This is a genomic window from Streptomyces sp. NPDC015130, assembly GCF_043080005.1.
Taxonomy (GTDB): domain Bacteria; phylum Actinomycetota; class Actinomycetes; order Streptomycetales; family Streptomycetaceae; genus Streptomyces.
In genome coordinates this window covers 136,125-150,356 of sequence record NZ_JBIBVC010000016.1, presented here as the reverse complement: position 1 = coordinate 150,356, position 14,232 = coordinate 136,125, and the positions used below count along the sequence as shown (strand labels likewise).

Genomic DNA, 14,232 nt, shown 5'->3' with positions numbered 1-14,232 from the left:
GCCACTGGCGTCCGTGCCGGGCACAAGCCACGGCCTGGCGTACACGTCGGCACGAGGCACCCCGCGGAGGGGTGCCGGGGGGCCGGGAACCGCCGGTCGTGCGGCGCCACTGGAGACATCGGACGGTCGCGTCGGCGACGGTCCGGTGGGCGTCGCACGGTCCGGCTGCCGGAGGGGTGCCCGTTGATCCGCCGGGCACCCCCTGGGCACTGCGGTCAGGCGCCCACGTAGGCCGCGAGGTGTTCGCCGGTGAGCGTGGAGCGGTCGGCGACGAGCTTCGCGGGCGTGCCCTCGAAGACGATCGTGCCGCCGTCGTGGCCGGCGCCGGGGCCGAGGTCGATGATCCAGTCGGCGTGGGCCATGACCGCCTGGTGGTGCTCGACGACGATGACGGACTTCCCGGAGTCGACGAGCCGGTCGAGCAGGCCGAGGAGCTGTTCGACGTCGGCGAGGTGGAGGCCGGTGGTGGGTTCGTCGAGGACGTAGATCCCGCCCTTGTCGCCCATGTGCGTGGCCAGCTTGAGCCGCTGGCGCTCGCCGCCGGAGAGCGTGGTGAGCGGCTGCCCGAGGCTGAGATAGCCGAGACCGACGTCGGCGAGCCGGTCGAGGATCTTGTGCGCGGCCGGGGTGCGCGCCTCGCCGTCGCCGAAGAACTCCTCGGCCTCGGTCACCGACATCGCGAGCACCTCGCTGATGTTCTTGCCGCCGAGGTGGTACTCCAGGACCGAGGCCTGGAACCGCTTGCCCTCGCAGTCCTCGCAGGTGGTCGCGACCCCGGCCATCATCGCCAGGTCGGTGTAGACGACCCCCGCGCCGTTGCAGGTCGGGCAGGCGCCCTCGGAGTTGGCGCTGAACAGCGCCGGCTTGACGCCGTTGGCCTTGGCGAAGGCCTTGCGGATCGGTTCGAGCAGCCCCGTGTACGTGGCCGGGTTGCTGCGGCGCGAGCCGCGGATGGGGCTCTGGTCGACGGAGACGACCTCGTCGCCGTGCGGGATCGAGCCGTGCACGAGCGAGCTCTTGCCGGAGCCGGCGACCCCGGTGACGACCGCGAGCACGCCGAGCGGGATGTCCACGTCGACGTCGCGGAGGTTGTGCGCCGACGCACCGCGGATCTCCAGCGTGCCGGTGGGCGTGCGGACCGAGTCCTTGACGGACGAGCGGTCGTCGAAGTGCCGGCCGGTGACGGTGTCGCCCGCCCGCAGCTCCTCGACGGTGCCCTCGAAGCAGACCGTGCCGCCGCCCGTACCGGCGCCGGGGCCGAGGTCGACGACGTGGTCGGCGATGGCGATGGTCTCGGGCTTGTGCTCCACGACGAGGACGGTGTTGCCCTTGTCGCGCAGGCGGAGCAGCAGGTCGTTCATCCGCTGGATGTCGTGCGGGTGCAGACCGATGGTGGGCTCGTCGAAGACGTACGTCACGTCGGTCAGCGAGGAGCCGAGGTGGCGGATCATCTTGACGCGCTGCGCCTCGCCGCCCGAGAGCGTGCCCGCGGGCCGGTCGAGCGAGAGGTAGCCGAGGCCGATCTCCACGAACGAGTCGAGGGTGTCCCGCAGGGCGGTCAGCAGCGGCGCGACCGAGGGCTCTTCGAGGCCGCGGACCCACTCGGCCAGGTCGCTGATCTGCATGGCGCAGGCGTCGGCGATGCTGACCTTCTTGATCTTCGACGCGCGGGCTCCCTCGCTGAGCCGCGTGCCGTCGCACTCGGGGCAGGTGGTGAAGGTGACGGCCCGGTCGACGAACGCCCGGATGTGCGGCTGCATGCCCTCCTTGTCCTTGGCCAGGAAGGACTTCTGGATCCGCGGGACCAGGCCCTCGTAGGTCATGTTGATGCCCGCGATCTTCATCCGGGTCGGTTCGTGGTGGAGGAAGGCGTGCAGTTCCTTCTTGGTGTACTTGCGGATCGGCTTGTCCGGGTCGACGAGGCCCGACTCGGTGTAGAGCCGGTAGTTCCAGCCGCCCGCGGTGTAGCCGGGGATGGTGAGGGCGCCCTCGTCGAGCGACTTGGAGTCGTCGTAGAGCTGGCCGAGGTCGATGTCGGAGACGGTGCCCCGGCCCTCGCAGCGCGTACACATGCCGCCGGTGCGCTCGAAGGTCGCCTTGACGGCCTTGCTCCCGCCGCGCTCGACGGTGATCGCGCCGCTCGCCCGGACGGAGGGGACGTTGAAGGCGTAGGCGCTGGGCGGGCCGATGTGGGGCTTGCCGAGGCGGCTGAAGAGGATCCGCAGCATCGCGTTGACGTCGGTGGCGGTGCCGACGGTGGAGCGCGGATCGGCGCCCATGCGCTGCTGGTCGACGATGATCGCGGTCGTCAGCCCTTCGAGGACGTCGACCTCCGGGCGCGCGAGGGTCGGCATGAAGCCCTGGACGAACGCGCTGTACGTCTCGTTGATCAGCCGCTGGGACTCCGCCGCGATCGTGTCGAACACGAGGGAGCTCTTGCCCGAGCCGGAGACGCCCGTGAAGACCGTGAGCCGGCGCTTCGGGATCTCGATGCTGACGTCCTTGAGGTTGTTCTCACGGGCTCCGAGCACCCGGATCGTGTCGTGGCTGTCGGCGGCGGGCGCCGCCGCCGCCCGCTTGCCCGTCCTCGGTGCACCCGTCCTCGGGGCAGCCTGGCTCATCGTTTCTCCTCTGTCGGACGGCCCGAATGATGATCATCGTGATCATTGCACCGCTTCGTCCCGGGCACCCGGGAAATCGCGATGTCCACGACGGCCACGCTAGTCGGGGCCCGACGGCCACGCTTCTCGATTCCTGACCGGGCCCGCGGGTCAGCTGCCCGCCATGCCCTCCAGCGCCTCCCTGGGCGCGGGGCGGCCCCGGGCGACGTACCGCTCGGCGGCCCGGACCGCCTCGTGCGCGGTCCGTTCTCCCATCAGCACGCACAGGGTGTACGCCGTGTCCTCGAAGCGCCGGCGGACCGACAGGTCGCACGGCCTGGCGAGCACGGACCGCTCCTGGGCCCGGTAGTGGCGGAGCAGCCGGTCGACCGTGTTCGCGTCGGGCAGCAGCATCGGGGTCCTCCTGTCTCTCCTGGCTCCCGAGTCGCTCCATCCTGCCGGTCGCCGACCACGTCCGCGACCCGCACGGGCACGGTGCGTGACGGAGCCCTTCCCGGAGTGCGGTTCCGCCGCGCATGGCGGAGGGTCGGAGACATGAACCCGAGCGCGCAGCAGCGGGTGGTCGTCACCGGCGCCACCGGCAATGTCGGCACGAGCCTGGTCCGGGCGCTGGCCCGCGAGCCACAGGTCGGCTCCGTCCTCGGGCTCGCCCGGCGCAGACCCGGCCTGGAGCTGCCGGGCGTCGAGTGGGCCGAGGTGGACCTCTCCCTGGAGGGGGACGAGCCCCGGCTGGCGCAGTACGTGGCGGACGCGGACGCGGTCGTGCACCTGGCCTGGCGGTTCGGCCCGACGCACGATCCGGTGGAGACCTGGCGGACGAACGTGCTGGGCGCGGTGCGGGTCTTCGACGCCGTCGCGGCGGCCCGGGTGCCGGTCCTCGTGCACGCCTCCTCGGTGGGCGCGTACTCCCCCGGCCCGAAGGGCGGCGCGCCGGTGTCCGAGGCCTGGCCGACGCACGGCTGGCCCGGCGCCGCGTACACCCGGGAGAAGGCCTATCTGGAACGGGTCCTCGACACCTTCGAGCGCGACCATCCGCTGACCCGGGTGGTCCGGATGCGCCCGGCGTTCCTCTTCAAGGAGGAGTCGGCGAGCGGGCAGCGGCGGATCTTCGCGGGCCGGTTCTTCCCCGGCCAGCTGCTGCGTCCGGAACTGCTGCCGCTGCTCCCGGAGTTCGAGGGTCTCCGCTTCCAGGTCCTGCACACCGAGGACGCCGCCGACGCCTATGTGCGGGCCGTCGTCCGGGACGTCCGCGGCGCCTTCAACCTCGCCGCCGACCCGGTGCTCGACGCCGACACCCTCGGCCGGCTGCTGAACGCGCGACCGGTCAAGGTCCCGGCCGGGGCGGTACGCGGCGCACTGTCGGCGGCCTGGCGGCTGCGGCTCGCCCCGGCCTCCCCCGGGCTCTTCGACGCGCTGCTCCAGATGCCCCTGCTCGCCACCGAGCGGGCCCGGCGGGAGCTGGAGTGGCATCCGTCGGCGAGCTCCCTGGAGGCCGTGGAGGCCTTCCTGCGCGGGGTCCGCGCGGGCTCGGGCGACGACACCGCCCCGCTGGCGGGGCACCGCATCGGCTGAGAGCGGGCGGGGCCGGGGAGCCGCCGTCAGGCCGAGGGGCTCGGCCAGTCGACGATCCGGATCCCGGCGCCCGCCGCCTCGTGGCCGCGGCAGTGGGCGCGGTGCCGGCGCAGTACGGCGTCGATGTCGAGGTGCCGGGCGAACTCGGTCCGGGCGGAGAGGCGTTGGGCGTACGCCCAGAGGGCCGGGTGGCCGGCGACGCGGTCCATCGCCTCCGCGTCCAGGTGCCAGCGGTGGACGGTGTCGAGCTGGACGAGGGTGACCCAGACCTGCACGTCGGCGGCGGTCGGGCGGTCGCCGAGGACGTACGGGCTGCCGGTGAGGCGCCGCTCCAGGGAGCCGAGCGCCGCGAAGAGGACGCCGAGCGGGTCGCGGTGGGCGGCGGCGTCGTCGAGGCCGAGCTCCCCGGCACGCTGGGCGGCCCTGTTGATGCTCCGCTCGCACAGGTCGGCCACGGCCTCGATCTCGCCCCGGTGCTCCTCGGGCAGCAGGTCGGGCCCGTCGCCCCGGAAGCGCAGGGCGAGGTCCCGCAGGATGTCGGGCACATGGGTGCTGACGATCCGCCCGGTCCACCCGTCGCTCAGGACGGGCGCCGCGGCCGGACCCCCGTACAGGTGGGCGCTCGCCTCGTACAGCGGGCGGAGTGCCGCGTACCCCCCGTCGGGCGTGTCGGGGGTCTCGGGGAGCACGGTCAGCGGGAGCGTGTCGTCGAGGCCGAGCAGGCCGTGGGTGAGGGCGATGCTCAGACAGCCGGGGCCCGAGGGTGCCAGATGGAGCCGGTAGCGGTGCGGTACGGCGTAGTGGCCGCTGCGCACGTCGCGGCCGATCCGGCCCCGGAAGGCGGGCACGGCGGAGGCGGGCAGGAGCGAGGACGGAACGACGGACATGCTTCTCCCTGGAGGGTGCTCGGTGCCGGGTCCGGCGGCGCGCGGCGGCGGCGCGGTCGAGGGGGCACGACGGCGTCGGCTGCCGCGCGGGGCCGGAGGCGGCAGAAGAACGGGAAGGAGGAGGCGGAGGCGGACAATCCGAGGTGTGGCGGGTGTCCGGACCGGGACGCCGGAGCGGCACGGGGCGGAGCGACCGGCAGGGCGGAGCCGACGGGGCCGGGCCGGCGGTGGGGCCGAACGGGCGGGGGCGACGGGCTCAGCGGATGAGGAGACCCGCGGCGCTGCAGACCCGCAGCAGGTCGATGTGACGCCGCGAGGTGAGGGGCACGGGGCGCGGGAGCGGCACGGCGTGTGCGGTGTCCCGCCGGCCGGTGCGTCCCATGATTCCCTACCCGTTCGCTGGGTTTCTTCCTTTGACGAGTCTCCGGCCGGTCACCCGTGACGTCAAGGGTGCGGGACGCGCCAGCTCCGGGGCGCACGGTTCGGGCGGGGGCGTGCGGAATAATGCGCGCATGCGCATTTCAGCCAGGGCCGACTACGCGGTGCGGGCCGCCCTCCAGCTCGCCGCCGCCCAGGACTCGGGGCCGCTGAAGGCCGAGGCCATCGCCGAAGTCCAGGGGATCTCGCACAAGTTCCTGGAGGGCATCCTCGGCGACATGCGCAAGGGCGGACTCGTCCAGAGCCAGCGCGGCGGCAACGGCGGGTACTGGCTGGCCCGGCCGGCCGAGTCGATCTCGGTCGCGGACGTCATCCGCTGCGTGGAGGGCCCGCTGGTCTCCGTGCGCGGGGAGCGGCCGCCGGACCTCGCGTACACGGGACCCGCCGAGTCGCTGCTCCCGCTCTGGATCGCGCTGCGCGCCAGCGTGCGCGAGGTGCTCGGGGTCTCCCTCGCGGAGGTCGCGTCGGCCGAGCTCCCGGCCTCGATCACCGCCCTCGCGGACGATCCGGAGGCCTGGACGAACCCGTGACGGGGTGGCCGGAAATCTCCTGTCCGGTCGATTCTCGACGCGGTGAACTCCGTACGACCTGCGGCGACATGACGGCATCCCGCCGATCAAGACGCCCACGTCCACCCCTCGGACACCCCTTGGGGGCGGGCGACGGCCTCTGCCACTATTCCTAGTAATTCAGTGGGAATACCAGGGATCGGGTGAGGTGACGTGAGCACGCCGAGGAAGTCGGTCAGGAGAACCGCGATACGCATCGTCCCGGCACCGGCCGACCGGCCCGCGGACGACGAGATCTGGCCCCGCGTCACCCGTGAGCTCGCCGACGACCTCGCCGTCGACGCGCCCGCGCGGGACCGGGCCGGCAAGGCGCCCTTCGACGAGGTCGCCCGGCTCCAGGAGGCCGGACTGCCCGCCCTCCTCACGGCGCCCGGGGTGAACCGGCGGGGCGCGGACTGGCGGGCCGCGTCCGCCGTCGTACGGGAGATCTCCGCCGCCGACAGCTCGGTCGGCGAACTCCTCGCGCACCACTACGTCCTGTCCTGGAGCAGCCGCTTCTTCGGCCCGGCGGAGGACGCGGAACCCGCCCGCACCGGCGCCGTCACCGGACCCGGCACGGGCGCCCTCGACGTGCGGACCGCGGAGGAGCACTGGCTGCTCGCCGGTGCCGTCGTACCGCCGCGCACCGAGAAGGACCAGGGGCTCCGGCTCACCCCCGAAGCCGGCGGCTGGATCCTGGACGGGCGCCGCACCTTCGCCTCCGGCGTCGCCGTGGCCGACCGGCTGGTCGTCGGCGCCCGGCCCGGCGGGACCGGCGACTGGCTGATCGTCCTGGTGGACCCGGCGCACCCCGGTGTGTTCACCGACGCGGGCACGGACCGGGTCGGACAGCGACTCTCCGGCGCGGGCACCGTCACCTTCGACCACGTCCCGGTCCCGTCCTGTGACGTCCTCGGCGTACTCCCCCACGACGAACACGCCGTCGCCCCCTTCGCCGGCCTCGCCCCGCTCGCCCTGCGGCTGCTGCTCGTCCAGGTCGGGCTCGGCATCGCCGAGGGGGCGCTCGCCGAGGCCCGGGACATCAGCCGCGCCGGGCAGGCCGGACCCTCCCCGGCGCACCCGGCGGGCGGCGGCCCGTACACCGGCGGCGCGGTTCCGCAGGGCACGGGCGACGACCCCTACCTCCTCCTCGCGTACGGCGAACTGGCCACGACGGCGCACGCCGCATCGGCGGTCGTCGAGCGGGCGACGGACGCCCTGGCCCGCGGCCTGCTCACCGGACCGACGCTGAGCCCCGAGGAACGGGCCGACATCGCCGTCCTGGTCTCCGCCGCGGAGACGGTCAGCAGCCGCGCCGCCGTCCGCGTCACGACGCGCGTCCTCGAACTCGTCGACGGAGCCGAGGGCGCCGACGCCCAGTCAGGAGGGCCCGGCTTCGACCGCTTCTGGCGCAACGCCCGTGCGCTCACGGCCCATACGCAGCCGGCGCACCGGCTCCGCGACATCGGCGACCACTACCTCAACGGCACCCACGCACGCCTCACCCTGCCCGCCTGACCACCCGTCCGACCACCCGTCGACCGCCCGTCCGACCGCCCGGCCGGCGACGTCCCCTGCCCGTGCCCTGCCCGCCCGGGGCGAACACCGCACGGCAGAAGGGACGGACGGTCCGGCATGTCGGGACCTACGTCCCTCTCCTCGCGCTGCCGAAGGGCCCAAGCTGGAGGAAGGAGGGCCCGGCCGGCCGGTGGGGCCCCGGCACGCTACCGACGGAGGCAGTCCGATGAGTCGTGAGATCGTCGCAGGAGTGGACGGTTCCCCGGAGTGCCTGGCGGCGGCCGACTGGGCCGCCCGCGAGGCACTCCACCGGGGGCTCCCGCTGCGGCTCGTCCACGCCTGGCGCTGGGAACCCCTCGACATCCCGCTGGTCCAGGACAAGGCGGGCCAGGAGCGGGCGGCGGAGGCGGTCCTGCGCGAGGCCGAGGCGACGGTCGCACGGAACCACCCGGACGTCGTCCTCTTGGCCGAGGTGCTGCACGACACCCCGGTCGCGGCACTGCTCAGCACCGAGGCGCGGGCCGAGATGGTCGTCATCGGCTCGCAGGGCCACGGCGCCATCCTGGGCTTCCTGCTCGGCTCGTACGGCCAGCAGATCATCGCCGCCGCCGGCCGGCCCGTGGTCGCCGTCAGGTCCCGCGACGGCCAGCCCACCGAGCCGCCGGCCGGCGACGTCCTCGTCGGGCAGCTCGGCACTCCCGAGGACAGCGCCGCGGCCCTCGGCTTCGCCTTCGCGACCGCCGCCGCGCGCGGGGCCTCGGTGCGGGCCGTCCGCGCCTGGAACCTGCCGCCCCTCTACGCGTACAGCCCGGGGTCGATGCAGCTCGCCGACGAGGCCGGCGGTCTCGTCCCGTACGAGGAGAAGGCGCTGCGCGAGGCCTTGGCGCCCTGGCGGAAGCGGTTCCCCGAGGTACCGGTGACGGAGCACGTCGAACTGGGCAGCGCGGGCCAGGTGCTGCTCTCCGCCTCGGGGGCCGCGCAGCTCCTGGTGGTCGGCCGGCGGGCCAAGCGCGGCGCCGTGGGCCCGCGGATCGGCTCCGTGGCCCACGCGGCGCTCCATCTCGCGCCGTGCCCGGTGGCGGTGATCCCGCAGGGCTGAAAGGCTCTGACGTGGGTTGACAAGGAGTGTCGGGGCGGCCGGGGCCGGAAAGTGTTAACGCCGTCGCCCCGGTGGCTCTCCCTAGCGCCGGACCGTCCGGCGGCCTCGGCGAGAGAGCGGAGCTCCATGCGGCACCACGACCACCCCGGTCACCCCGAGAACCCCGAACACGTCGCTCTGAACGGGCACCTGGACCACGCCGAGCACGTCATGCTGCCCGATCACCCTGTGCGGGACGGCGGGGATCGCCCCGCGCGGGACGGCGGGCGCCACCGGAAGGGCGTCAAGGGCCGCGGCTCGCGGCGGCGCGCCCCGGAGCGTCCCGGTTTCCGGGCCGCCGTCACCGCCGCCGGGGCCGCGGCCGTCGTCCTGACGGTGGCCGCCGGGTGGTACGTCGCCGCCCCCGCGCCGGCCGCCGGTCCCGCGGCCGTCGCCGCGCCCGGAACCGCACCGGACACCCTGGGAGGAGCCTCGCCGAGTACGGGCGGCGCGGTGCGGGAGTCCGCGCTGCCCTCCACGCCGCCCCCTTCGACCGCGCCCACGCCCGCGGGCTCCGCGTCGAAGGCGCCGGCGGCCCGGACCACGCCTCCCCGGTCCGAGACCGCACCGAGGACGAAGGCGACGACGACGCCCGCTCCCTCCTCCCCCGGGCGGGAGCAGTCCGGTCACGGGACCGGCCAGGGGCGGCATTCGGGCGATTCGACCGGCCCCGGGTCCGGGACGGGTTCGGGCTCCGGCTCCGGCTCCGGCTCCGGTTCCGGTTCGGGTTCCGATGCCGGGTCCGGCAGCGGTTCCGGGACCAAGTCCGGCACGGAGACCGGGACGGGGTCCGGCTCCGGCTCCGGCTCCGGCTCCGGCTCCGGCTCCGAAACCGTCGGCGGGAAGGCCGCCGAGTACGTCCAGCAGGTCGTCGCCCTCGCCAATGCCGAGCGCGACAAGGCGGGTTGCGGACCGCTCCGCGCGGAGAGCCACCTTCGGACCGCCGCCCAGGGGCACTCCGACGACATGTCCGCACGGGACTACTACGAGCACGACAGCCCGGAGGGCCGTTCCGCGGGCGATCGGATGACCGGCGCCGGGTACTCCTGGTCGACCTGGGGGGAGAACATCCACCGCGGTCCGAAGACCCCGGCCGAGGCGATGGCGGACTGGATGGAGAGCCCCGGCCACCGGGAGAACATCCTCAACTGCTCGTTCAAGGACATCGGCGTCGGGGTGACCCTCACCTCCAACGGCCCCTGGTGGGTGCAGAACTTCGGCGCCAGGCGCTGACCCGCGGCCGGTCCGCCCCCGGCCCGCGCCCTCCGGGGCGCGGCCCGGGTCAGGAGGCCGGGGCCGCCAGCTTCTGCACCCAGATCGTGCCCCGGGGACTCGGCGCCGACGCCACACCGGTGTCCCGGTACCGGCAGTCCAGCATGTTCTCCTCGTGCATCGACCCGTCCATCCAGTCGTCGACGACGGTCGCCGGGTCCTTCGCCCCCTGGGCCAGGTTCTCGGCCCAGGCGCTCCAGTCGTACCCGGAGGCGGTGATCCGCGCGTCCGCGAATTCTCCCTCCGGGCTGTTGTGCGCGTAGTAGCCCCGCGCGGCCATGTCGCGCGCGTACCCCCGGGCCGCCGCGACGAGCCGCGGGTCGGTCCGCAGCGGGGCGCAGCCCGCCGCCGCCCGGAGCGTGTTGACCTTCTCCGTCACCCGCTCCTCGGCGGTGGGTGGGGGCGGCGGGGGTGTGGTGGGGCGGGGTGCCGGGGTGCGGGTCGTGGGGGCCGGGGCGGCGACGGTCGCGGCCCGGGTCGTGGGGGGCGGCGAGGTGACCGGGGGCGCGGGTGCCGGGGTCGCGGCGCGGGGCACGTCGGGTGCCACGCGGACCTCCTCCTGCCGCGGTACGAGCACGGCCAGCGCGCCGAGGACGGCGACGGTCGCGGCTCCGGCGAGGCAGGCGCGCCGGATCGGGGTCCACCGGCCCACGGGTTCGGCCGCCAGGGGTTCCGCGCCGCGCCGGGCCACCGCCGCCGCGGCCAGCGGCGGGACGAGGCCGATGCCGACGAGCAGGCCCTCGACGGGGGCGAGGCCGCGGCCGGCGGCCGTCAGACCCGTACAGGCGGCGCAGGTGCGCAGGTGGCGGGCGATCCGTTTGCGCCAGAGGGGTGAGGGCCGGCCGTCCCAGGCGGTGAGGGAGTCCGCGAGCCCGGGGCACGACGGGTCGGCGTCGAGGGCGCGGACCACGGCCCGGCCGGTCTCCAGGCGTTCCTTCATCCGCTGGACCCGGACGGCGGCGTGTGCCGGGGAGACGCCGAGGCCGTCGGCGAGTTCGGCGCGGGTGAGCTCTCCGGCGGCCTCCAGCCACCACAGGGAGAGCAGCTCGCGGTCCTCGTCGTCGAGCCAGCGGGTGGCGCGGGCCACGTCGCGGCGCTCCCCGGTGAGGCGGAGGCGCAGGATGGTGAGCTCGGTGAAGTCGCCGGCGGGGTCGGCGAGGTCGGCGGCCCGGTCGAGACCGGGCACGGGGGCCTGCCGGTTCTCGCGCCAGCGGCGGCGTATGCCGTTCATGGCGATGGCGACGAGCCAGGAGCGGAAGCGGTCCGGGTCCCGCAGGCCCGAGAGGCCGTCGAGGGCGCGGACCATCGTCTCCTGGACGATGTCGTCGGTGTCGACGTGTCCGTCGAGGGCGCGGCCGACGACGTTGTGGACGAGGGGCAGGTACGCCCGTACCAGCTCGTCCCTGGCGTGCGTGTCACCGGCCCGGGCCGCCTCCACCAGTGCGCTGGTGCGGCGCTCGTCGCTGTGCATGGGTCTGCTCCCTCATCCGTGGCCCGAGTCCCCCGTCGTTCGGAGACCCGTGGGCGCGGGAGGGATAACACTTCTCGGTCTGTGCGGCGTGATCGCCCGGGGGCGTCACGGCCGGGTCCGTCCGGCGGACAGACCCTACATCTGTGGTCGGGGCATCGGGACGGTGGCCCCGGCGCCCTTCCGGACGGCCTCCACGACGGCTTCGTGGAGGTCGCGGCTCTCCTCCTCCGTGGTGCACGGAACGGGACTGCCCGACATGGTGAACCAGTCGGATGCGCCGCTGTACTGCACGGCCACGCGTGCCTCGCCCTCGGTCCAGGTCGTGTGCACGGTCAGATCGCCCGTGACGACGCCGGCCTCGTCGGTCAGCACCCCACCTCGCCCGGTGTAGACACCGGCGGTCGTCCAAGATGCCCAGCTCATCCATCCAGGTTCACACCCGGACGTCGGATGCGCCACCGACGGGACCGCCCCGGCCGGAATCCTTCCGGCCGGGGCGGCAACCGCGTCGCGCCTGATCAGGCGAGGGAGGCGAGGGCCTCGTTCAGCGTGGCGGACGGGCGCATCACGGCCGCGGCCTTGGCCGGGTCGGGCTGGTAGTAGCCGCCGATCTCGGCCGGGGAGCCCTGGACGGCGACGAGCTCGTCGACGATCTTCTGCTCGTTGGCGGCCAGCGTCTCGGCGAGCGGGGCGAAGGCCTTGGCCAGCTCCGCGTCCTCGGTCTGGGCGGCGAGCTCCTGGGCCCAGTAGAGGCCGAGGTAGAAGTGGCTGCCGCGGTTGTCGATGCCGCCGAGGCGACGGGTCGGCGACTTGTCCTCGTTGAGGAAGGTGCCGGTGGCGCGGTCCAGCGTGTCGGCGAGGACCTGGGCGCGGCCGTTGCCCGTGGTCGTCGCGAGGTGCTCGAAGCTGGCGGCCAGGGCGAAGAACTCGCCGAGGCTGTCCCAGCGGAGGTAGTTCTCCTTGACGAGCTGCTGGACGTGCTTCGGGGCGGAGCCGCCGGCGCCGGTCTCGAAGAGGCCGCCGCCCGCCATCAGCGGGACGACCGACAGCATCTTGGCGCTGGTGCCCAGCTCCAGGATCGGGAAGAGGTCGGTCAGGTAGTCGCGGAGGACGTTGCCGGTGACCGAGATGGTGTCCTCGCCGCGGCGGATGCGCTCCAGGGAGAACGTGGTGGCCTCGACCGGGGACAGGATCTTGATGTCCAGGCCCTCGGTGTCGTGCTGCGGCAGGTACTGCTCGACCTTGGCGATCAGCTGGGCGTCGTGGGCGCGGGCGGCGTCCAGCCAGAAGACGGCCGGGGCGCCGGTGGCGCGGGCGCGGGTGACGGCGAGCTTGACCCAGTCCTGGATGGGCAGGTCCTTGGTCTGGCACGCGCGGAAGAGGTCACCCTCGGCGACCTCCTGCTCCAGGAGGACCGTGCCCGCGGAGTCGACGAGGCGGACGGTGCCGGCCTCGGCGATCTCGAAGGTCTTGTCGTGGGAGCCGTACTCCTCGGCCTTCTGCGCCATGAGGCCGACGTTCGGGACGGAGCCCATGGTCGACGGGTCGAAGGCGCCGTGGGCGCGGCAGTCCTCGATGACGGCCTGGTAGACGCCCGAGTAGCTGTGGTCCGGGAGGACCGCGAGGGTGTCGGCCTCCTGGCCGTCCGGGCCCCACATGTGGCCGGAGGTGCGGATCATGGCCGGCATCGAGGCGTCGACGATGACGTCGGACGGCACGTGCAGGTTGGTGATGCCCTTGTCGGAGTCGACCATCGCCAGGGCGGGGCCCGCGGCGAGCTCGGCCTCGAAGGAGGCCTTGATCTCGGCGCCGAGGCCGTGCGGGACGGCGTCGAGGCCGTTCAGGACGGTGCCGAGGCCGTCGTTCGGGGAGAGGCCGGCGGCGGCGAGGACCTCGCCGTACTTGGCGAAGGTCGCCGGGAAGAAGGCGCGGACGACGTGGCCGAAGACGATCGGGTCGGAGACCTTCATCATCGTGGCCTTGAGGTGCACGGAGAAGAGCACGCCCTCGGCCTTGGCGCGGGCGACCTGCTCGCTGAGGAAGGTGCGCAGGGCGGCGGCGCGCATGACGGCGGCGTCGACGACCTCGCCGGCGATGACCTTCAGCGGCTCGCGGAGCTCGGAGACGGTGCCGTCGGCCGAGGTGAACTCGAAGCGGAGGGTGTCGTCCTGAGCGATGACGACGGACTTCTCCGTGGAGGCGAAGTCGTTGTCGCTCATGGTGGCGACGTTCGTCTTCGACTCGGGGGTCCAGGCACCCATGCGGTGGGGGTGGGCCTTGGCGTAGTTCTTGACCGAGGCGGGGGCGCGGCGGTCGGAGTTGCCCTCGCGCAGGACCGGGTTGACGGCCGAGCCCTTGATCTTGTCGTAGCGGGCGCGGACGTCCTTGTCCTGGTCCGTCTGCGCGTCGTCCGGGTAGTCCGGGAGGGCGTAGCCCTGCGCCTGGAGCTCGGCGATCGCGGCCTTCAGCTGCGGGATGGACGCCGAGACGTTCGGCAGCTTGATGATGTTGGCGCCGGGGGTCTTGGCGAGCGCGCCGAGCTCCGCGAGGGCGTCGGGGATGCGCTGGCCCTCCTCCAGGTACTCCGGGAAGACGGCGATGATGCGGCCCGCGAGGGAGATGTCCCGCGTCTCGACCGTGACGCCGGCCTGCGAGGCATACGCCTGGATCACGGGCAGGAACGAGTACGTCGCCAGGGCGGGCGCCTCGTCAGTGTGGGTGTAGATGATGGTCGAGTCAGTCACCAGGGTTCTCCAGCTCCACGTCT

The 14,232-nt window shown here is 74.0% G+C and carries 12 protein-coding genes; 5 read left to right on the top strand and 7 right to left on the bottom strand.

Annotated features, from left to right (window positions below):
- Positions 1-215: 215 nt before the first annotated feature.
- Together ACF08F_RS28805 and ACF08F_RS28800 are read right to left on the bottom strand one after the other, a co-directional pair.
- On the bottom strand, positions 216-2,621 hold the full coding sequence (locus ACF08F_RS28805; protein ID WP_392301446.1) for an ATP-binding cassette domain-containing protein: 2,406 nt from the start codon (positions 2,619-2,621) through the stop codon (positions 216-218).
- A gap of 150 nt (positions 2,622-2,771) precedes the next feature.
- The gene (locus tag ACF08F_RS28800; protein WP_392301445.1) at positions 2,772-3,014 is read right to left on the bottom strand and encodes a DUF5133 domain-containing protein; all 243 of its coding nucleotides are present in this window, start codon (positions 3,012-3,014) and stop codon (positions 2,772-2,774) included.
- A 141-nt stretch (positions 3,015-3,155) separates the two neighbouring features.
- Here ACF08F_RS28800 and ACF08F_RS28795 point away from each other — a divergent pair, with 141 nt between their 5' ends.
- Positions 3,156-4,193: an NAD-dependent epimerase/dehydratase family protein gene (locus ACF08F_RS28795; protein ID WP_392301444.1), complete on the top strand. Its 1,038-nt coding sequence runs from the start codon at positions 3,156-3,158 to the stop codon at positions 4,191-4,193.
- A gap of 26 nt (positions 4,194-4,219) precedes the next feature.
- On the opposite strand, the gene ACF08F_RS28790 is transcribed toward ACF08F_RS28795, so the two are convergent.
- On the bottom strand, positions 4,220-5,080 hold the full coding sequence (locus ACF08F_RS28790) for a glutathione S-transferase C-terminal domain-containing protein (protein WP_392301443.1): 861 nt from the start codon (positions 5,078-5,080) through the stop codon (positions 4,220-4,222).
- A 256-nt stretch (positions 5,081-5,336) separates the two neighbouring features.
- Positions 5,337-5,462, bottom strand: coding sequence for a hypothetical protein (locus ACF08F_RS28785; protein ID WP_392301442.1), 126 nt, complete (start codon positions 5,460-5,462; stop codon positions 5,337-5,339).
- 130 nt (positions 5,463-5,592) lie between these two features.
- Between ACF08F_RS28785 and ACF08F_RS28780 the strand changes: the two genes are divergently transcribed.
- The 4 genes from ACF08F_RS28780 (at position 5,593) to ACF08F_RS28765 (ending at position 9,955) form a co-directional block, all read left to right on the top strand.
- Positions 5,593-6,048 carry an RrF2 family transcriptional regulator gene (locus ACF08F_RS28780; RefSeq protein ID WP_392301441.1) on the top strand — a complete coding sequence of 152 codons (456 nt, stop codon included), beginning with the start codon at positions 5,593-5,595 and terminating at the stop codon, positions 6,046-6,048.
- Between the two features lie 192 nt (positions 6,049-6,240).
- Positions 6,241-7,584 (top strand): acyl-CoA dehydrogenase, encoded by a 1,344-nt coding sequence (locus ACF08F_RS28775; protein WP_392301440.1) that lies wholly within the window; start codon positions 6,241-6,243, stop codon positions 7,582-7,584.
- Positions 7,585-7,810: 226 nt separating this feature from the next.
- Positions 7,811-8,683, top strand: a complete 873-nt coding sequence (locus tag ACF08F_RS28770) for a universal stress protein (protein ID WP_392301439.1) — start codon at positions 7,811-7,813, stop codon at positions 8,681-8,683.
- A gap of 126 nt (positions 8,684-8,809) precedes the next feature.
- Positions 8,810-9,955, top strand: coding sequence for a CAP domain-containing protein (locus ACF08F_RS28765; protein ID WP_392301438.1), 1,146 nt, complete (start codon positions 8,810-8,812; stop codon positions 9,953-9,955).
- A gap of 49 nt (positions 9,956-10,004) precedes the next feature.
- Here ACF08F_RS28765 and ACF08F_RS28760 read toward each other — a convergent pair whose 3' ends face one another.
- The 3 genes from ACF08F_RS28760 to ACF08F_RS28750 form a co-directional block, all read right to left on the bottom strand.
- On the bottom strand, positions 10,005-11,465 hold the full coding sequence (locus ACF08F_RS28760) for a sigma-70 family RNA polymerase sigma factor (RefSeq protein WP_392301437.1): 1,461 nt from the start codon (positions 11,463-11,465) through the stop codon (positions 10,005-10,007).
- A 135-nt stretch (positions 11,466-11,600) separates the two neighbouring features.
- Positions 11,601-11,888, bottom strand: a complete 288-nt coding sequence (locus ACF08F_RS28755; RefSeq protein WP_392301436.1) for a hypothetical protein — start codon at positions 11,886-11,888, stop codon at positions 11,601-11,603.
- Between the two features lie 95 nt (positions 11,889-11,983).
- Positions 11,984-14,209: an NADP-dependent isocitrate dehydrogenase gene (locus tag ACF08F_RS28750; protein ID WP_392301435.1), complete on the bottom strand. Its 2,226-nt coding sequence runs from the start codon at positions 14,207-14,209 to the stop codon at positions 11,984-11,986.
- Between the last annotated feature and the right edge of the window lie 23 nt (positions 14,210-14,232).